The organism is Cellulomonas hominis (assembly GCF_901521055.1).
Taxonomy (GTDB): Bacteria; Actinomycetota; Actinomycetes; order Actinomycetales; family Cellulomonadaceae; genus Cellulomonas; species Cellulomonas endometrii.
The window spans coordinates 42,405-61,145 of sequence record NZ_CABEGA010000022.1; the positions used below are offsets into that span (position 1 = coordinate 42,405).

Annotated in this window: 18 protein-coding genes and 2 tRNA genes; 6 read left to right on the forward strand and 14 right to left on the reverse strand. The window is 74.1% G+C overall.

Features of this window, described 5'->3' with window-relative positions; genetic code table 11:
- Positions 1-4: 4 nt before the first annotated feature.
- On the reverse strand, positions 5-1,459 hold the full coding sequence (gene leuC, locus KJP73_RS06410; protein WP_213281961.1) for a 3-isopropylmalate dehydratase large subunit: 1,455 nt from the start codon (positions 1,457-1,459) through the stop codon (positions 5-7).
- Positions 1,460-1,554: 95 nt separating this feature from the next.
- Here leuC and KJP73_RS06415 point away from each other — a divergent pair, with 95 nt between their 5' ends.
- Positions 1,555-2,274 (forward strand): IclR family transcriptional regulator, encoded by a 720-nt coding sequence (locus tag KJP73_RS06415; protein WP_154728344.1) that lies wholly within the window; start codon positions 1,555-1,557, stop codon positions 2,272-2,274.
- A gap of 193 nt (positions 2,275-2,467) precedes the next feature.
- On the opposite strand, the gene KJP73_RS06420 is transcribed toward KJP73_RS06415, so the two are convergent.
- Together KJP73_RS06420 and KJP73_RS06425 are read right to left on the reverse strand one after the other, a co-directional pair.
- Positions 2,468-2,540 (reverse strand) — tRNA-Glu (locus KJP73_RS06420).
- Positions 2,541-2,642: 102 nt separating this feature from the next.
- Positions 2,643-2,714: transfer RNA gene (locus KJP73_RS06425), tRNA-Gln, on the reverse strand.
- 191 nt (positions 2,715-2,905) lie between these two features.
- Between KJP73_RS06425 and KJP73_RS06430 the strand changes: the two genes are divergently transcribed.
- Positions 2,906-3,718 carry a class I SAM-dependent methyltransferase gene (locus KJP73_RS06430; protein ID WP_213281962.1) on the forward strand — a complete coding sequence of 271 codons (813 nt, stop codon included), beginning with the start codon at positions 2,906-2,908 and terminating at the stop codon, positions 3,716-3,718.
- Between the two features lie 67 nt (positions 3,719-3,785).
- Here KJP73_RS06430 and KJP73_RS06435 read toward each other — a convergent pair whose 3' ends face one another.
- Genes KJP73_RS06435 through KJP73_RS06450 form a run of 4 tightly spaced genes read right to left on the reverse strand, consistent with a single transcriptional unit; the run spans position 3,786 to position 7,723 of the window.
- Positions 3,786-4,547 (reverse strand): HAD family hydrolase, encoded by a 762-nt coding sequence (locus tag KJP73_RS06435; RefSeq protein ID WP_249669155.1) that lies wholly within the window; start codon positions 4,545-4,547, stop codon positions 3,786-3,788.
- Entirely contained in the window at positions 4,544-6,049 is a 1,506-nt protein-coding gene (gene gltX / locus KJP73_RS06440; protein ID WP_213281963.1) for a glutamate--tRNA ligase, read from the reverse strand. Before gltX ends, KJP73_RS06435 begins: the two co-directional genes overlap by 4 nt.
- Positions 6,050-6,101: 52 nt before the next feature.
- Entirely contained in the window at positions 6,102-6,884 is a 783-nt protein-coding gene (locus KJP73_RS06445; RefSeq protein ID WP_213281964.1) for a fumarylacetoacetate hydrolase family protein, read from the reverse strand.
- Between the two features lie 17 nt (positions 6,885-6,901).
- Entirely contained in the window at positions 6,902-7,723 is an 822-nt protein-coding gene (locus tag KJP73_RS06450) for a methyltransferase domain-containing protein (protein WP_213281965.1), read from the reverse strand.
- Between the two features lie 114 nt (positions 7,724-7,837).
- Here KJP73_RS06450 and KJP73_RS06455 point away from each other — a divergent pair, with 114 nt between their 5' ends.
- Entirely contained in the window at positions 7,838-8,881 is a 1,044-nt protein-coding gene (locus KJP73_RS06455; RefSeq protein WP_213281966.1) for a heparan-alpha-glucosaminide N-acetyltransferase domain-containing protein, read from the forward strand.
- 35 nt (positions 8,882-8,916) lie between these two features.
- Here the strand turns inward: KJP73_RS06455 and KJP73_RS06460 are convergent, their stop codons facing one another.
- From KJP73_RS06460 to KJP73_RS06480, 5 genes are all read right to left on the reverse strand, one after another.
- Positions 8,917-9,579, reverse strand: a complete 663-nt coding sequence (locus KJP73_RS06460) for a pyridoxine/pyridoxamine 5'-phosphate oxidase (protein ID WP_249669156.1) — start codon at positions 9,577-9,579, stop codon at positions 8,917-8,919.
- A 99-nt stretch (positions 9,580-9,678) separates the two neighbouring features.
- Positions 9,679-10,140 (reverse strand): PTS sugar transporter subunit IIA, encoded by a 462-nt coding sequence (locus KJP73_RS06465; RefSeq protein ID WP_213281967.1) that lies wholly within the window; start codon positions 10,138-10,140, stop codon positions 9,679-9,681.
- Positions 10,140-10,370: a PTS transporter subunit EIIB gene (locus KJP73_RS06470; RefSeq protein ID WP_147796028.1), complete on the reverse strand. Its 231-nt coding sequence runs from the start codon at positions 10,368-10,370 to the stop codon at positions 10,140-10,142. The genes KJP73_RS06465 and KJP73_RS06470 overlap by 1 nt, the downstream gene beginning before the upstream one ends.
- 61 nt (positions 10,371-10,431) lie before the next feature.
- Positions 10,432-10,677, reverse strand: a complete 246-nt coding sequence (locus KJP73_RS06475) for a glucose PTS transporter subunit EIIB (RefSeq protein ID WP_213281968.1) — start codon at positions 10,675-10,677, stop codon at positions 10,432-10,434.
- Between the two features lie 17 nt (positions 10,678-10,694).
- Positions 10,695-11,471 carry a GntR family transcriptional regulator gene (locus KJP73_RS06480; RefSeq protein WP_249669157.1) on the reverse strand — a complete coding sequence of 259 codons (777 nt, stop codon included), beginning with the start codon at positions 11,469-11,471 and terminating at the stop codon, positions 10,695-10,697.
- A gap of 300 nt (positions 11,472-11,771) precedes the next feature.
- Here KJP73_RS06480 and KJP73_RS06485 point away from each other — a divergent pair, with 300 nt between their 5' ends.
- Positions 11,772-13,178, forward strand: coding sequence for a PTS transporter subunit EIIC (locus KJP73_RS06485; protein ID WP_213281970.1), 1,407 nt, complete (start codon positions 11,772-11,774; stop codon positions 13,176-13,178).
- A complete protein-coding gene (gene ptsP / locus KJP73_RS06490; protein WP_433995152.1) occupies positions 13,175-14,851 on the forward strand; it encodes a phosphoenolpyruvate--protein phosphotransferase in 1,677 nt (558 codons plus the stop codon). The genes KJP73_RS06485 and ptsP overlap by 4 nt, the downstream gene beginning before the upstream one ends.
- Before the next feature lie 79 nt (positions 14,852-14,930).
- On the opposite strand, the gene KJP73_RS06495 is transcribed toward ptsP, so the two are convergent.
- Both KJP73_RS06495 and rnhA read right to left on the reverse strand, forming a co-directional pair.
- On the reverse strand, positions 14,931-15,245 hold the full coding sequence (locus KJP73_RS06495) for an HPr family phosphocarrier protein (protein ID WP_349628291.1): 315 nt from the start codon (positions 15,243-15,245) through the stop codon (positions 14,931-14,933).
- Positions 15,246-15,296: 51 nt separating this feature from the next.
- Positions 15,297-15,722: a ribonuclease HI gene (gene rnhA / locus KJP73_RS06500; RefSeq protein WP_213281985.1), complete on the reverse strand. Its 426-nt coding sequence runs from the start codon at positions 15,720-15,722 to the stop codon at positions 15,297-15,299.
- Positions 15,723-15,805: 83 nt separating this feature from the next.
- Here rnhA and KJP73_RS06505 point away from each other — a divergent pair, with 83 nt between their 5' ends.
- Complete coding sequence (locus tag KJP73_RS06505) at positions 15,806-18,394, forward strand: DEAD/DEAH box helicase (protein WP_213281971.1); 2,589 nt, start codon at positions 15,806-15,808, stop codon at positions 18,392-18,394.
- The last annotated feature ends 347 nt before the right edge of the window (positions 18,395-18,741 follow it).

Below are 18,741 nucleotides of genomic sequence, written 5' to 3' on the forward strand. Positions count from 1 at the left end.
CGGCTCAGGCCGGCTGCAGGTCCTGCAGCGGCGAGCCGTCCGGCACCGGGACGTCCGGGCCGAGGTCGGAGACGGAGGACAGGGTCCCGCGGATCGCGGTGGCGGCGGCCACGAGCGGGGACACCAGGTGCGTGCGGCCGCCCTTGCCCTGCCGGCCCTCGAAGTTGCGGTTCGACGTCGACGCGGACCGCTCCCCCGGCGCCAGCTGGTCCGGGTTCATGCCCAGGCACATCGAGCAGCCCGCGTTGCGCCACTCCGCGCCGAAGTCCAGGAAGATCTTGTCCAGGCCCTCGGCCTCGGCCTGCAGGCGCACCCGCGCGGACGACGGCACGACCAGCACGCGGACCGACTCGGCCTTCTGCTTGCCCTGGACGATCTTCGCGGCGGCCCGCAGGTCCTCGATCCGGCCGTTCGTGCAGGAGCCGATGAACACGGTGTCGACCGCGATCTCGCGCAGCGGCTGACCCGGCGTCAGGCCCATGTACTCGATGGCCCGCTCCGCGGCGACGCGCTCGTTGGCGTCGGCGATCTCCTCCGGGACGGGGACGGTCGCGGACAGCGGCAGGCCCTGGCCGGGATTGGTGCCCCACGTGACGAAGGGCTCGAGGTCCGCGGCCTCCAGGACCACCTCGGCGTCGAACGTCGCGTCGTCGTCGGTGCGCAGCGTCCGCCAGTACTCCACGGCGGCGTCCCAGTCGGCGCCCTCGGGCGCGTGCGGGCGGCCCTTGAGGTACTCGAACGTGGTCTCGTCCGGGGCGATCATCCCCGCGCGGGCGCCGGCCTCGATCGACATGTTGCAGATCGTCATCCGGCCCTCCATCGACAGCGACCGGATGGCGTCGCCGCGGTACTCCAGGACGTAGCCCTGGCCGCCGCCCGTGCCGATCTTCGCGATGACCGCGAGGATGATGTCCTTCGCCGTGGCGCCGAGCGGCAGCGCGCCGTTCACGGTGATGGCCATGGTCTTGAACGGGGCCAGCGGCAGGGTCTGCGTGGCGAGCACGTGCTCGACCTCAGAGGTGCCGATGCCGAACGCCAGCGCGCCGAACGCGCCGTGCGTGGACGTGTGCGAGTCGCCGCAGACGACTGTCAGGCCCGGCATCGTCAGCCCGAGCTGCGGGCCGACCTGGTGCACGATGCCCTGGTCCGCGTCGCCCAGGGAGTGCAGCCGGACGCCGAACTCCGCGGCGTTGTTCCGCAGCGTCTGGATCTGGGTCCGCGACGTCGTGTCGGCGATCGGCCGGTCGATGTCGAGCGTCGGGGTGTTGTGGTCCTCGGTCGCCAGGGTGAGGTCCGGGCGGCGGACCTTCCGGCCCGCGAGCCGCAGCCCCTCGAAGGCCTGCGGGCTGGTCACCTCGTGGACCAGGTGCAGGTCGATGTACAGGAGGTCGGGCGCGCCGTCCGTGCCGCGCCGCACGATGTGGTTCTCCCACACCTTCTCCGCCAGTGTGCCGGCCATGTCGCCGTCCTCTCCGCTCGCCGGGCGGGGGGCCGTCCGGGGTCCGTCTGGGTGTCGCACTTGCGTCTCAGCCTTCGAGACGCCAATATCGACCTATGGACAACTCTAGCGGAGTCGGCGTACTCGACAAGGCCGCCTCTGTCCTCAACGCCCTGGAGGCCGGCCCCGCGACCCTCGCGCAGCTGGTCAACGCCACCCATCTTGCCCGTCCGACGGCTCACCGTCTGGCGGTCGCGCTCGAGCACCACCGCCTGGTGGGGCGCGACATGCAGGGTCGGTTCGTCCTGGGGCCGCGACTGACGGAGCTGGCGAGCGCGGCCGGCGAGGACCGGCTGCTGGCAGCGGCGGGCCCTGTGCTCGCGGCGCTGCGGGACCACACGGGCGAGAGCGCCCAGCTCTACCGGCGGCAGGGCGACCAGCGCATCTGCGTCGCGGCCGCCGAGCGGCCCATCGGCCTGCGCGACTCGATCCCCGTCGGGGCGACGCTCACGATGGCCGCCGGGTCCGCCGCGCAGATCCTGCTCGCCTGGGAGGAGCCCGACCGGCTGCACCGCGGGCTCCAGGGCGCGAAGTTCACCGCCACGATCCTGTCCGGCGTCCGCCGCCGCGGCTGGGCCCAGTCGGTGTCCGAGCGCGAGGTCGGCGTCGCGTCGGTCTCCGCCCCGGTCCGGGGCCAGTCCGGGCGGGTCGTCGCGGCGGTCTCGATCTCGGGCCCGGTCGAGCGCCTCAGCCGCCAGCCCGGCCGCCTGCACGCCGCGGCCGTCGTCTCGGCGGCGAACCGCCTGACGGAGGTCCTGCGCCGCACCGCGGAGTAGCGCGCCGCGAGGTCGAGCGTTCGCGCGGCGAGGTCGTCAGTCGTGCACGAGGTCGTCAGGTCCACCTGACGACCTCGTGCCGATATGACGACCTCACACCCTGGGGCCGACCTCGGAATGGCGGTCGAGGCGGCGGAAATGCGTTCTGGGGAGCAGAAAGGCCGGTCACCTGATGGTGACCGGCCTCTCGATGTACCCCCAAGGGGATTCGAACCCCTGTTACCGCCGTGAGAGGGCGGCGTCCTAGGCCTCTAGACGATGGGGGCCTGGACGATCTCTCCCCTACCGGGGATCGACCGGGAACTACTGTACAGCATCCTGCTCGACTCGGTGAAATCCGCCCTCGCGGGCAATGTCACCGGGCCTTGCTGGGGTACCAGGACTCGAACCTAGACTAAGTGAACCAGAATCACTCGTGCTGCCAATTACACCATACCCCAATGGGACAAAACCCCCGCTGATCCCGGTCCCGCGACCAGCACCGACCGGCGCACAGGGCGCCGTCCGAGCGGTTGGGGGGCCGACGTCAACCGGACGTCTCACCGGCCGAGAACATTACCGGACAGTCGGGCGGGCTCCAAACCGGCCGCTCGCGAGGCCTGTCCGGGCACCCGGTGGCAGTCTCGGAGGCGTGACCGACCAGCCCGCCTCCCCCACCCGCGACGCCGCCCACCACGCCACCCACGACGACCGGCACGCCCGCCGCGCGGCCTCGTTCGGCGCCGCCGCCGCGCTGTACCAGACGGCCCGCCCGTCCTACCCGGACGAGGCCGTCGCGTGGTGCGTGCCGCGCAGCGCCCTCGACGTCGTGGACCTCGCCGCCGGGACGGGCAAGCTGACCGAGCGGATCCTCGCGCAGGACGTCCCCGGCCGCCGGGTCACAGCCGTGGAGCCGTCCCCGGGCATGCGCGACGCCCTGCACGCCGCGCTCCCCGGGGTGACCGTCCTGCCGGGCACCGCCGAGGGCACCGGGCTGCCGGCGGCGAGCGCCGACGCGGTGGCGGTCGGGCAGGCGTGGCACTGGTTCGACCCGCCGCGCGCGGCGGCCGAGCTCGCCCGGGTGCTGCGGCCGGGCGGCACGCTGGCGCTGCTGTGGAACGTCCGGGACACCGAGGCCGGCGCCGGGTGGGTCGCCGACGTGGAGGAGATCCTGCACCGCGACGACCCGCTGCGGACCATCAGCGGGCCCCCGGCCCTCGGGTCCGTGTTCGGCCCCGTCGAGCACCGGCAGGTGCGGTGGACCGACCCCGTGGCGCCGTCGTCGCTGCGGGCGCTCGCCGCGAGCCGCTCGCACGTGCTGACCCTCCCGGAGGACGCGCGGGAGGCGCTGCTGGCGGAGATCGACGAGCTCGCGGCGACGCACCCGGAGCTCCGCGGGCGCGACGTCGTCGCGATGCCCTACCGGACGGACTGCTTCCGCGCGGTCCGCACCGCCTCGCGCTGACCTGGGCTCACCTGGGCTGACCTGGGCTGACCTGGGCTCACCCGCGCCGACCAGGGCCGGCCCGCCGTCAGAGCCCGAGCACCGCCGGCAGCTCGTCCAGCGACGCGATCACCACGTCGGTCGGCAGCGCGGCGGTGCCGTTCGCGTCCTTCGCGCCCAGCCCCGGCCGGGCCAACCACACCCCGCGCAGACCGGCAGCCACGGCGGCGCGGGCGTCGACGTCCAGCTCGTCGCCCACGTACGCGGTCCGGCCCGGATCGGTGCCCAGCCGGCGGCAGGCCTCCGCGAACACGCGCGGGTCCGGCTTGCCGAACCCGAGGGTGTCGACGCCGACCAGGAGCGGCACGTCGGCCGCCAGCCCCGCCCGGGTCAGCTTCGCGATCTGGTACTCGGTCGCGGCGTTGGTGAGGGCGCCGACCTTCACGCCCGCGTCCAGCAGGCGCCGGACGACCGCCGCGGCGTCGGCGTGCGCGGCCCAGGCGGCGCGGAACCGCTCCTCGAACAGCGCGTTCCACTCGTCGTAGGCGGCGTCGTCGAGCGCCGGCCCGCCGAACGTCGCGTGCAGGTCGTTGGCGCGGGCCATCCGCTGCTCGCGGTACGACACCTCGCCGCGCGTGTACCGGCGGTACCGGCCGCCGGAGTCGGCGCGCCATTGGTCCAGCACCTCGGCGTCCCGCGCCGGGTCGAGCTCGGGGAGCCAGCGCCGGCTCACGGCGGCGAGCGCCGCGGCGAAGGCCCCGTGCGTGTCGACCAGCGTGTCGTCGACGTCGAACAGGACGCCGTCGACCGCCAGCCCGGGCACGGCGGGGGGCACAGCGGCGGCCGTCACAGCGAGGCGCGCAGCGTCGCGAGCCGCGCCAGGGTGGAGTCCTTGCCGAGGATCTCCAGGGACTCGAACAGCGGCGGCGACACGCGACGGCCCGACACGGCCACGCGCAGCGGCGTGAACGCGAACCGCGGCTTGATGCCGAGCCCGTCGACCAGCGCGGCCTGCAGGGCGTCCTGCGTGGCCTGGGTGGTGAACCCGTCCGCCGGCAGCTCCGACAGCGCGGCGGTCGCGGCGTCGAGCACGTCGGCGGCGCTGTCCTTCAGCGCGCCCCGGGCGTCCTCCTCGACGACCAGCGCGTCGTCGGAGGTGAACAGGAACCCGAGCATCCCCACGGCCTCGCCGAGCAGCGTGACGCGGGTCTGGATCAGCGGCGCGCCGGCGTCGAGCAGGGCGCGGTGCTCCGGCGACAGGTCGGCGTACGAGTCGGCCGGCACCAGGCCCGCGGCGTGCAGGTACGGCACCAGGCGGTCGCGGAAGTCCTCGGGCGCGAGCAGCCGGACGTGCTCGGCATTGATCGCCTCGGCCTTCTTCAGGTCGAACCGCGCGGGGTTGGGGTTCACGTCCGCGACGTCGAACGCCTCGACCAGCTCGGCGACCGAGAAGATGTCGCGGTCCGGGCCGATCGACCAGCCGAGCAGCGACAGGTAGTTCAGCAGGCCCTCGGGCGTGAAGCCGCGCTCCCGGTGCAGGAACAGGTTCGACTCGGGGTCCCGCTTCGAGAGCTTCTTGTTGCCCTCGCCCATGACGTAGGGCAGGTGGCCGAACTGCGGCATGACGGTCGCCACGCCGAGCTCCAGCAGCGCCCGGTACAGCACGACCTGGCGCGGGGTCGACGACAGCAGGTCCTCGCCGCGCAGCACGTGCGTGATGCCCATGAGGGCGTCGTCGATCGGGTTGACCAGCGTGTAGAGCGGCTGCCCGTTGCCGCGGACAACCACGTAGTCCGGCACGGACCCGGCCTTGAACGTGACGTCGCCGCGCACCAGGTCGGTGAACGTGACGTCCTCGTCGGGCATCCGCAGCCGCAGCACGGGCTCGCGGCCCTCCGCGCGGTAGGCGGCCTTCTGCTCGTCGGTCAGGTCGCGGTCGTACCCGTCGTAGCCGAGCTTCGGGTCGCGGCCGGCGGCGCGGTGCCGGGCCTCGACCTCCTCCGGCGTGGAGAACGACTCGTAGGCGTACCCGCCCTCCAGCAGGCGCCGCGCGACGTCGGCGTACAAGTCCATCCGCTGCGACTGCCGGTACGGCGCGTGCGGGCCGCCGACCTCGACGCCCTCGTCCCAGTCGAGCCCGAGCCAGCGCAGCGCGTCGAGCAGCTGCTGGTAGGACTCCTCGGAGTCGCGGGCCGCGTCGGTGTCCTCGATGCGGAACACGAAGGTGCCGCCGACGTGCCGGGCGTACGCCCAGTTGAACAGCGCCGTGCGGATCAGCCCGACGTGCGGGGTGCCCGTGGGCGAGGGGCAGAAGCGGACGCGAACCGGGGAGGCAGGAGCAGCGGAGGTCACGCCGTCCACCCTATCGAGCCGCGCCGGCCCGGCCCGACGTGCGGGCAGGCGGTCAGCCGCGGCGCAGCACCGGGTTGCGCAGGGTGCCGATCTCCTCGACCTCGACCTCGACGACGTCCCTCTCGGCGAGCAGGCCGACGCCGGCGGGGGTGCCGGTGAGGATCACGTCGCCGGGGAGCAGCGTGAACGCCTCGGAGATGTACGAGATGAGGTACGCGACGTCGAAGACCATCTGGGACGTCCGGCCGTCCTGCTTCGCCTCGCCGTTGACCCGCGAGCGCACCGCCAGGTCGTCGACGTCGAGCCCCGGCACGATCCACGGCCCGAGCGGGCAGGACGAGTCGAAGCCCTTGGCGCGGGCCCACTGCGAGTCGGCGCGCTGCACGTCGCGGGCGGTCACGTCGTTCGCCACGGTGAAGCCGAACACCTGCGCGAGGGCGCGCTCCGGCGGGACGTCCTTGGTGACCTTGCCGATCACGACGGCGAGCTCGGCCTCGTACGAGACCTCCTCGGTCCAGTCGGGCAGCACGATCGGGTCGTCCGGGCCGACCACCGAGGTGTTGGGCTTGAGGAACAGCAGCGGCGACGCCGGGACCTCGTTGCCCATCTCGGCGGCGTGGTCCACGTAGTTGCGGCCGACGCCGATGATCTTCGACCGCGGGATGACCGGTGCGAGCAGGCGGACCCCGTCGCCGAGCGGGATCCGCTCGCCGGTGGGCTGCACCGGCGTGTAGATCGGGTCGCCGGTGATGACGACGAGCTGCTCCTGACCCGGCTCGCCCTCGACCAGGGCGTAGCGGGGGTCGTCCCCCGTGGTGAACCTCGCGATACGCACGGGCCTCACCCTAACGGTCAGACCCGGGCCAGCACCTCGCCGTGCAGCACGGCGAACCACCCGTCGGGAGCCTCGCCCCACTCGCGCCAGCCGGTCGCGAGCTGCTCGAGCGCCACCTCGTCGGCGAGCCCGTGCCCGACGGCCTGCTGCGCGAAGTCGGAGGCCACGCACCGCTCCGCCCACAGGCCGGCCCACCACTCGCGGTCCTCCGCGGAGGCGTAGCACCAGACGCCGGCGGTGACGACGAGCGAGTCGGGGTCGAACCCCGCGGCGAGGACCCAGGAGTGCAGCCGCCGGCCGGCGTCCGCCTCCGCCCCGTTGGCCTGCGTGACCTCGTGGTAGAGCGCGGACCACTCGTCCAGCACGGGCGACGGCGGGTACCAGGTCATCCCCGAGTAGTCGGCGTCGCGGACGGCCACCACGCCGCCGGGCCGCGTGACCCGGCGGAGCTCGCGCAGGGCGGCGACCGGGTCGGCCAGGTGCTGGAGCAGCTGGTGCGCGTGCACGACGTCGAAGCTGTCGTCCTCGAAGGGCAGCGCGTACGCGTCGCCGGGCGTGAAGGTCACGTTGGCGACCCCGGCCTGGGCGGCCTCCTCGCGGGCGATGTCGAGCACCCGCTCGGACCGGTCCAGCCCGACGACGTCCCCGGGCGCGACGCGGGCCGCGAGGTCGACGGTGAGGTTGCCCGGGCCGCAGCCCACGTCGAGCAGCCGCTGGCCGGGCTGCAGGGCGGGCAGCAGGTAGGCCGCCGAGTTCTCCGCGGTGCGCCACCGGTGGGAGCGCAGCACGCTGTCGTGGTGGCCGTGGGTGTAGACCTCGGCCGGGTGCGTGTCGGTCACCCGTCGACTCTAGGCGGGTCGCCGGGGTGCGTTCCAGTAGGCGGTACGTGCCGTCCCGGATGGCGGGACGACCTGCGCGGCGCCCGGCGCCCGGGACGCCGCTACCGTGTCGGCATGCAGCGGATCACGGGGGTCGACGTCGCCCGCGGCCTCGCCGTGCTCGGGATGATCACGGCGCACGTCGGGCCGGGCGGACCGGACGACTCGTGGCCGTGGTCGCTCGCCCAGGTGGTCGACGGGCGGTCCGCGGCGCTGTTCGTGCTGCTGTCCGGGGTGTCGGTGGCGCTGATCTCCGGCGGGTCCTCCCCCGTCGTCGGCGTCCGGCGGGTGCAGGCCCGGACCAGGATCCTCGTGCGCGCCTTCGCCGTGCTCGGCATCGGGGTCGCGGTGCTCCTGCTCGGCACGCCGGTCGTGGTGATCCTGCCGACCTACGCCGTGCTGTTCGCGGCGGCCGTCCCCCTGCTCGGTGCGGACCCGCGCCGGCTGCTGGTCGGCGCGGCGGCGGTCGCGGCGCTCGGGCCGGTGCTGCGCCTCGCGGTCGCCCCGGTGCTCGCGGTGCTGCCCGGGCGCGCGTTCACCGACGTCGTGGTCGGCGACTACTACCCCGCGGTCGTGTGGTTCGCCTACGTGCTGGTCGGTCTCGCCGTCGGGCGGTCGGACCTGCGCGACGCGACCGTGCGCCGCCGGCTGCTGGGCGCCGGCGTCGTGCTCGCCGTCGCCGGCCACGGGGCGTCGGCGCTGCTGAGCCGGGCCGTCGAGCCGGGCGGGGCCCTCGCCGCGCTGGTGACCACCGAGCCGCACTCGAGCTCACCGCTGGAGGTCGTGGCGAACACCGGCGTCGGCCTCGCCGTCCTGGCGCTGTGCCTCGTCGTGGGGGACGCGGCACCGCGCCTCGTCGCCCCGGTCGCCGCCACCGGCGCGCTCGCCCTCACGGCCTACACGGCGCAGCTGTTCGCGATCGCCGCGCTCGGGGAGCGGGTGGTGTGGGAGCCCGACACCTCGGTGTGGCTGACGTTCCTCGCGGTCACGCTCGCGGCGTGCTGGCTCTGGCGGGTCGCGTTCGGCCAGGGTCCCCTGGAGCGGCTGCTGCACACCCTGGCGGCGCGCGCGTCCGACGTGTCCCCGGACGTCCTCCCCGACCCCGCCCCGCGCCCCTGACCGTCGGAGTCGTCGACCCGAGGGCTCAGCGGCGGTCAGGGCCAGCCGAGGTGCCGGTCCCAGCGGTCGTCGGTGCGCGTGTACAGCACGCGCAGGTGCGCGCGGTCCGAGTCGCCCTGCCAGAGCTCGACGTGGTCCGGCACGACCGCCCACAGCTGCCAGGTCGGCACCACCAGGCGCGGCTCGCGGTCGACCCGGGCGCGCGCCTCGGCGATCGCCGTGGTCATCTCCCCGACCGAGTGCAGCACCTGCCCCGGACGGGACGCGAGGGCCGCGGCGCGGGAGCTCGGCGAGCGCCCGAGGAAGTCCGCGGCGGACGTGCCGTCGTCGAGCGGGTGCGCGGGGCCGGCCAGCCGGACCTGCCGGCCCAGCGGCTGCCAGTAGAACGTGAGGGCCGCCCGCGGGTTCTCGGCGAGGTCCCGGGCCTTGGTCGTGCGGGCGTCGGTCGCGAACACCCAGGCGCCGTCCACGACGTCCGCGAGCAGCACGACGCGGGAGGTGGGCGCCCCGTCGGCGCCGACGGTCGCGACGGTCATGGCGTGCGGCTCGGGGACCCCGGCGGCGACCGCGGCGGCGAACCACTCGCCGAACGCCTGCTCCGGGTCGCCGGGCAGGGCGTAGGGGTCGACCTCGGGCAGGTCACCGGTCAGGGCGGGCAGGGCCCGGATCCGGTCCCGGATCGTCGGTCGGGGCATCATCGACCCAGTATCGACCGGGCGCGACGGCCGTGGCCGGGACACCGGCCGGGACCTCGTGGCCCCGGCCGGCGTGCCGGTGGACGCGCCGGCGCCGGCGCGTCAGTCCAGCGCGAGCAGCGGGTCGCCCGCGGCGACCCGGGTGCCCGGCTCCGCGAGCCGGGTGAGCGAGTCGGGCTGCGCCTCGAGGCCGATAACCGGGCAGATGGCCGACCGGCCGCCGCCCTCGACCACCGCGGGGTCCCACTCGACGAGGAGCTGGCCCTGCTCGACCGCGTCCCCCTCGGCGACGTGCAGGGTGAACCCCTCGCCGCCGAGCTGCACGGTGTTGATGCCGAGGTGCACCAGCACCCCGCGCCCGCCCTCGGCGAGCAGCACGAACGCGTGCGGGTGCAGCTTCGCGACGGTGCCCGCCACGGGGGCGACGACCGCGCGGCCCGCGTCGGGGTCGGGCTGCACCGCCAGGCCGGGCCCGACGATCTCGCCGGAGAACACCGGGTCGTCCACGTCCGCGAGGGCGTGCACGACCCCGGCGACCGGGGCGAGGACCGTCAGAGCGGCCATCAGCGCAGGTCCTCGATGTCGGAGGCGAGGGTGTCGGCCTCGGGCCCGACGATGACCTGCACGACGGTGCCGGACTGCATGACGGCGATCGCGCCCGCCGCCTTCAGGACGGACTCGGTGACCTTCGACGGGTCCTCGACCTCGACGCGCAGCCGCGTGATGCACGGCTCCAGGTCGACGATGTTGGCGTCCCCGCCCAGTCCGGCGAGGATCTGCTCTGCCTTGCTCATGGTGTTCTCCTTCGGGTGGCTCAGTCGGTGGGGTCGGGGGTGGCCCCGGTGCGGGGGCCGGTCACATGAGGTCCTCGAGGTCGGACGCGAGGGTGTCGACGCTCGGCCCGATGACGACCTGGACCACGCGGCCGGACACCATCACGCCGAACGCGCCGGCGGCACGCAGGGCGGCGGTGTCGACGCGGGACGGCTCCTTGACCAGCGAGCGCAGCCGGGTCGTGCACGGCTCGATCTCGTCGATGTTGCCCACGCCGCCGAGGCCGGCGAGGATCGCCGCCGCCTGGTCGGTGCCTGCGCGCGTCATCCGGTTCCTCCCGCTGGTCATGGCTGGGCCCCCACGGCCTCGGGCTGCGCGGAACGGACCCGCGGGACGAGGGCGGGGCCGGGGGCGCTGAGCGGCACCCACACGCTGTACCGGTCGCCGCGGTAGCAGGCCCGCGAGTACATGCAGGGGGTGTCGCTGCTGAAGGTGCGGCGGGTGGCCCGCAGGACCGCCCGGCTGGCGCGCAGGTCGAGCAACGCGGCCTCGTCGTCGCTCGCCTCCGAGGCGGTGAGCGTCTCCTCGCCCCACGACGGGTCGAGCCCGGCGGCCCGCAGCGCGTCGTGCAGGCTCGGCGGCGCGCCGTCGGCGAACAGGTCGGGCAGCAGCGCGACCGGCAGCCAGTGCTGCTCGATGCTCATGGGGCTGCCGTCGGCGTACCGGACGCGCGACAGGTGGTGCAGCGGGGCGCCGACGTCCGTGCCGAGGGCGTCGGCGGCGTCGGGGGTCGCCGTGACCGTGCGGGTGCCGAGCACCCGGGTCTCGGGGCGCATCCCGCGGCGGCGCATCTCCTCGCCGAAGGTCGTCAGCCGCATCTCGAAGTCCATGGGCTGCGGGGCGACGAACGTGCCGCGGCCCTGCTCGCGCACCAGGACGCCCTCGGAGACGAGCGCGTCGACCGCCTGCCGGACCGTCATGCGGGAGACGCCGAACCGCTCGCACAGCGTCCGCTCGGACGGGATGGCGTCGCCCACGTGCAGCTCGGCCTCGACGAGGCCGGTGAGGAAGGAGCGGACCGCCTGGTACTTGTGGGCGGGCGGGGTCTGCTGCGCGTGCACGGCCTCACCCTCCCACCTCGGTCGACGTCGTCCGGACACCACCGGCGCGTCGCGGATCGACGTGCGGTCAGGCTGTGGTCCTTGACACATCTTCCGGTCTAGACCACTCTGACCGCAACTGGTCCAGACAACTTGCCGGACTCGACGGCGAACACGCAAGTTCCGTGCCTCCTCCCCCGGACGCACACCGCTCGCACGCACTCCGCACACCTGAAGACACCCGTCGCCGACGGGTCCTCCCCTCCGCCCCGGGCCGCCCTGCGGGACGCCCCGGAGCCGATCTTCCGACGAGGAGACACCATGACCGCCACCACGGTCGATGCCCCCAAGCGGGGCATCCCCGGTCTCGCGCAGCTGCAGCGCGTAGGCCGCTCCCTGATGCTGCCGATCGCCTCCCTGCCCGCCGCCGCGCTGCTGCTGCGCCTGGGCCAGGCCGACATGCTCGGCGCCGAGGGCCTGGGCCGGAACGCCGACTGGCTGCTGCCGGTCGCCGACGTCCTGGCCGGCGCCGGCAACGCCCTGCTCGGCAACCTGCCCCTGCTGTTCGCGCTCGGCGTCGCCGTCGGCTACGCCCGCAAGGCCGACGGCTCCACCGGCCTCGCGGCGCTCATCGGGTACCTGGTGTTCACGGGCGTCACGGACGCCCTGTCGCCGTACATCCTCGACCGGGCCGGCGAGGGCGAGACGCAGGAGCTGATCAACTACGGCGTCCTCGGCGGCATCGTGATCGGCCTGACCGCGGCGCTGCTCTACCAGAAGTTCTACCGGATCAAGCTCCCGCCGTACCTGGCGTTCTTCGGTGGCCGCCGGTTCGTGCCGATCGTCACCGCCGGCGCTGCCGTGCTCATCGGCGTGCTCGCCTCGCTGATCTACCCGGCGTTCGACACGGCCTTCACCTCGGTCGGCGAGTGGGTCACCGGCTCGACGATCATCGGCGGGTTCGTGTTCGGCACGCTGAACCGCCTGCTGCTGCCGTTCGGCCTGCACCACCTGCTCAACTCGCTGCCGTGGTTCCAGTTCGGCTCCTACGAGGCCGACGGCCAGACCTGGAACGGCGACATCGCCCGCTTCCTGCACGGCGACCCGACCGCGGGCACGTTCATGACCGGGTTCTTCCCGATCATGATGTTCGCCCTGCCGGCCGCCGCCCTGGCCATCGTGCACACCGCGAAGCCGAAGAACCGCAAGGTCATCGCCGGCATCATGGGCTCGGCCGCCCTGGTCGCGTTCGTCACCGGTGTCACCGAGCCGCTCGAGTTCGCGTTCGTGTACGTGGCCTACCCGCTGTACGCGATCCACGCCGTGCTGACCGGCACCTCGCTGGCCCTGGTCAACGCGCTCGACATCCGCAGCGGGTTCGGGTTCTCCGCGGGCGCGATCGACTACCTGCTGAACTTCCGGATCGCCGAGCAGCCGCTGCTGCTCATCGTGATCGGGCTGGTCTACGCGGTCATCTACTACTTCCTGTTCCGGTTCATGATCCTGAAGTTCAACTTCAAGACCCCCGGCCGCGAGGACGACCCCGTCGCCGAGGGCGCGGGCGACGAGGTCGCCGAGCGGACCGAGCGCACGGAGCCGGCGACGGTCCCGGCCGGTCGCGCCGAGACCCGGGCCGACGACCCGGTCCGCCGTGCCGACGGCGCGAGCCGTGCCGACGGCGCGGGCAGCGCCGGCAGCGCCGGCAGCGCCGATGGAGGCCGGGTGTGACGCTCGCACTGCGCGGCGTCGGGGTCAGCCCCGGGACGGGCGCCGGCATGGTCCTCACCATGCCGGCGCCCGTCGCCGAGCCCCCCGCCGCCTCCCTGCCCGCCGGCGCCGACCCCGAGGACGCCGTCGCGGCGATCGAGGCCGCCACCGCCGGCGTGCAGGCCGACCTGACCGCCGCGGCGGCGACGGCCTCCGGGACCGCCGCCGAGGTGCTGACCGTGGCCGCCGCGATGGCCGCCGACCCCGCGCTCGCCGCGGACGCCGGCCGGCGGGTCCGCTCCGAGGGCCGCACGCCGGAGCGTGCCGTCTGGGAGGCCGCCGCGGTGGTGATCGACCAGCTCGCGGCGCTCGGCGGGTACATGGCCGAGCGCACCCGCGACGTCGCGGACATCCGCGACCGGGTGGTCGCCCGGCTGACCGGCGTCCGCCCGCCCGGCGTCCCGGACCCGGGGCACCCCTTCGTGCTGGTCGCCCGGGACCTGGCGCCGGCCGACACCGCGACGCTCGACCCCAGCAGGGTCGTCGCGATCGTCACCGTGGGCGGCGGGCCGACGTCCCACACCGCGATCCTCGCCCGGTCGCTCGGCATCCCCGCGGTCGTGGCGGCGCCCGACGCGGCCGACCTGGTCGACGGGGAGACGGTCGTCGTCGACGGCTCGGCCGGTGTGCTGCTGCGGGAGCCGACGGCCGAGGACCTCGCCGCCGCCGACCGCGCCCGCAGCCGCCGGGACCGCGCCTTCACGGGCGTCGGGGCCACCGCCGACGGCCACCACGTGCAGCTGCTCGCCAACGTGGCCGACCCGTCGGGCGCGCAGGCCGCGGCCGACGCCGGCGCCGAGGGCGTGGGCCTGTTCCGCACCGAGTTCTGCTTCCTCGGGCGCACCGAGGAGCCGTCGGTGGAGGAGCAGGTCCGGGCCTACCGCACCGTGCTCGCGGCGTTCGGCGGCAAGAAGGTCGTCGTCCGGACGCTCGACGCGGGCGCCGACAAGCCCCTGCCCTTCGTCACCGCCGAGGGCGAGCCGAACCCGGCGCTCGGGGTGCGCGGGCTGCGCACGGCGGTCAAGCACCCCGAGGTGCTGGACCGGCAGCTGGAGGCGATCGCCCGGGCGGCGGGCGCCGAGCACGCCGAGGTCTGGGTGATGGCCCCGATGGTCGCCACGCCCGACGAGGCCGAGGCGTTCGTGCAGCAGTGCGAGGCGCACGGGCTGCGCCAGGCGGGCGTCATGGTCGAGGTCCCCGCGGCGGCCCTGTGCGCCGCGGCGGTGCTGGAGCACGCGCGGTTCGCGAGCCTCGGCACCAACGACCTCACCCAGTACGCCATGGCGGCCGACCGGGAGCTCGCCGACCTGGCGCCCCTGTCGACCCCGTGGCAGCCCGCGGTGCTGGCGCTGGTCGCGGCGACCTGCCGCGGCGGCACCGACACCGGCCGGCCCGTGGGCGTCTGCGGCGAGGCCGCGGCCGACCCGGTCCTCGCGCCGGTGCTGGTCGGGCTGGGCGTGACGTCGCTGTCGATGACGCCGCGCGCGCTCGCCGACGTCGCGGCGGTGCTGGCGGAGGTCACGCTGGAGGACTGCCGCCGCGTCGCCGCGCTGGCCGTCGGTGCGCGGACCGCGGAGGCCGGCCGCGCGGCCGTGCGCGACGCGCTCCCGGTGCTGGCGGACCTGGGGCTGTAGCCGCCCGCCGGCACGGACGACGAGGCCCCGCGCACCACCTCGGTGCGCGGGGCCTCGTCGTGCGGGCGCGGGGCGCCGGTCAGGCGATCTCGGTCTGCTGCAGGAACGCCTCGAGGGCGTCCAGGCTGGCCTCGGCCTCGGGGCCGTCGGCCTCGGTCGCGAGCACCACGGTCTCCCCCGCGGCCGCACCGAGCGTCATGATGCCGAGGATGCTGGCGGCCTGGACCGGGGCGGCGTCGCCCTTGCGGACCGTGACGGGCACCGGCTGCTTGCCTGCCTCCGCGACGAACAGGGCGGCGGGCCTGGCGTGCAGACCCTCGGCGATGGCGACGACGACGGACCGTTCCATGGGGGCGACCTCCGGGGTGGGGCTGTCGTGCCCGGCATTGGGCACGCCCCGACTGTAACTGGTCTGGACCACCTACGGAAGGCGACGCGGCACCACTCAGCCGCCGCGGACCTCGTCGACGCCCTTGTTGGCGAGCTGGTCCGCGCGCTCGTTGCCCGGGTCCCCCGCGTGCCCCTTCACCCAGTGCCACGAGATCGCGTGCCGGGCGACCTGCGCGTCGAGCGCCTGCCACAGCTCCTGGTTCTTCACCGGCTTCTTGTCGGCGGTGCGCCAGCCGTTGCGCTTCCACCCGGCGATCCACCTCGTGACGCCCTGCATCACGTACTGGGAGTCGACGTGCAGGTCCACCCGGCACGACTGGTTGAGGGCCTTGAGCCCCTCGATGACCGCCGTCAGCTCCATGCGGTTGTTCGTGGTGAGCTTCTCGCCGCCGAACAGCTCGCGCTCGTGGCCGTTCGACCGCAGCAGCGCGCCCCAGCCGCCGGGACCCGGGTTGCCCTTGCAGGCGCCGTCGGTCCACATCTCGACGGCGGGCGGGGTGGGGGTGTCGGCTGCGCTCACGGTCGCCAACTCTAGGGCGGGCCGGGACATGGGAGGATCGGGCGGTGCCCACCCCCGCCCGCAGGACCCTCGCCGATCGGGTCCCGGCGGACCCGCACGACGCCGACGCCCTCTACGCCGCCTTCACCGGGTGGGCCGCCGACCAGGGGCTGACGCTCTACCCGCACCAGGACGAGGCGCTGCTGGAGCTGGTCACCGGGTCGCACGTCATCCTGTCGACGCCCACCGGCTCCGGGAAGTCCCTCGTGGCGACGGCCGCGCACTTCGTGGCCCTCGCGCAGGGCCGCCGCACCTACTACACCGCGCCGCTCAAGGCCCTGGTGAGCGAGAAGTTCTTCGCGCTGGTGGAGGCGTTCGGCTCCGCGAACGTCGGCATGATGACCGGCGACTCGGCCGTGAACCCCGGGGCGCCGATCATCTGCTGCACCGCGGAGATCCTCGCCAACGTCGCGCTCCGCCAGGGCCCGCGGGCGGACATCGGCCAGGTCGTCATGGACGAGTTCCACTTCTACTCCGACCCGCAGCGCGGCTGGGCCTGGCAGGTGCCGCTGCTGGAGCTCCCCCGGTCCCAGTTCCTCCTCATGTCCGCGACGCTCGGGGACGTGTCGTTCTTCGCCGAGGACATCGAGCGCCGCACCGACGTGCCCGTGGCGGTGGTGGCGGGTGCGGAGCGGCCGGTGCCGCTGTCGTTCACCTACGAGGTCGAGCCGCTGCACGAGCTGCTGGAGATGCTGGTGCAGACCGGCCGCTCCCCCGTCTACGTCGTGCACTTCACGCAGAAGGAGGCCGTCGAGCGGGCGCAGTCCCTGCTGTCGATGACGCTGGCCTCGCGCGAGCAGCGGGACCGCATCGCCGACGAGCTCGGGGACTTCCGGTTCGGCCCGGGCTTCGGGAAGACGCTGTCGCGGCTGCTGCGGCACGGCGTCGGGGTGCACCACGCCGGGATGCTGCCGAAGTACCGCCGGGTGGTCGAGCGGCTGACCCAGAAGGGCCTGCTGCGCGTCGTGTGCGGCACCGACACCCTCGGCGTCGGCATCAACGTGCCGATCCGCACCGTGCTGCTCACGTCGCTCGTGAAGTACGACGGCACCCGCATGCGGCACCTGTCGGCGCGCGAGTTCCACCAGATCGCCGGGCGCGCCGGGCGCGCGGGGTACGACACCACCGGCGAGGTCCTGGTGCTCGCGCCGGAGCACGTCATCGAGAACCGCAAGGCCCTGGCCAAGGCCGGTGACGACCCCAAGAAGCTCAAGAAGATCGTCCGCAAGCAGGCCCCGCCCGGGATGGTGAACTGGACGGACAAGACGTTCGAGCGCCTGCGGGACGCCGACCCCGAGCCGCTGACGTCGTCGTTCTCGGTGTCGCACGCGATGGTGCTCAACGTCCTGGCTCGCGATCGTCAGCACAGCGACCCCGTCGAGACCATGAGGCACCTGCTGCTCGACAACCACGAGCCGGAGTCGAGCAAGGGCCGGCTGGTCCGGCAGGCGATCGCGATCTACCGGTCCCTGCGCGCGGCCGGCGTCGTCGAGCCCGGGCCCGGGCCGGAGCGCCTGCGGCGGACCGTCCGCCTCACCGTCGACGTCCCGCCGACGTTCGCGCTGAACCAGGCGCTGTCCCCGTTCGCGTACGCCGCGCTCGACCTGCTGGACATCGAGGACCCCGCCTACGCGCACGACGTCGTGTCCGTCATCGAGGCGACCCTGGACGACCCGCGCCAGGTGCTCGCCGCGCAGGAGAACAAGGCCCGCGGTGAGGCGGTCGCCGCCATGAAGGCGGACGGCATCGAGTACGAGGAGCGGATGGCGCTGCTCGAGGACGTGGCGTACCCGAAACCCCTCGCCGAGCTGCTGGACGCGTCGTTCCGCATCTACAAGCAGACGAACCCGTGGGTGGCCGACCACGAGCTCTCCCCGAAGTCCGTCGTCCGGGAGATGCACGAGCGCGCCGCGACCTTCGCGGAGTACGTCTCCCTGTACCAGCTGGACCGGACCGAGGGCGTGCTGCTGCGGTACCTCGCCGACGCGTTCCGCGCGCTGCGGCAGACGGTGCCGGACGACGCCCGGACCGAGGAGCTGCACGAGATCATCGAGTGGCTCGGTGACCTGGTGCGGCGCACCGACTCCAGCCTGCTCGACGAGTGGGAGCGGCTCGCCCACCCCGAGGACCTGGACGACGCCACCGTCACCGAGTCGCGCCCCGAGGACGACGCACCGCCGCCGGTCACCACCAACGAGCGGGTGTTCCGGGCACTGGTCCGCGGGGCGATGTTCCGCCGGGTCGACCTCGCCGCCCGGGAGGCGTACCCGGCGCTGGCCGCGCTCGGCGACCTGGACACCGACGACGCCCCGTGGACGGCCGACCGGTGGTCCGAGGCGCTCGACCCGTTCTACGACGACCACGACGAGATCCTCACCGGGCCTGCCGCCCGCGGACCGGCGCTGTTCCAGGTCGACCAGCGGCCCGACGGCCACGGCGAGGCCGGCGCGCGCGGGGACCTGTGGTTCGTCCGGCAGCTCCTGGACGACCCGGCCGGCGACCACGACTGGCGGATCGACGCCCTGGTCGACCTGCCCGCGTCGGACGCGGCCGGGGAGGTCGCGCTGCGGGTGCTGGCGGTCGGGCCGCTCTGACCTGCGGGGGCATCGCGGAGCTGTCGCCGTAAGGACAGGCAAACCTGCATCTGCGCAGGTCAGGCGTGCCTTTCCTTCGATGACAGCGCGCCCCGACCGGCCTACCGTGGCGGTATGAGCACGCTGTCGACGCACCTCCTGGACCGGCCCCCGTCTCTTATACACATCCCCGAGCCCACGAGACGCTACGCTATCTCGTATGCCGTCTTCTGCTTTAAAAAAAAACACGTCCATCACTTTCCTCCTCTCACTCTCCTACTTTCGCTTCTGCCGCTTCTTGTGCCGCCTTCTCTCTCTCTCCCTCACCTTTTTGCTCTTCCACTCTTCCTCTTTCTGCCCCTTTGTTG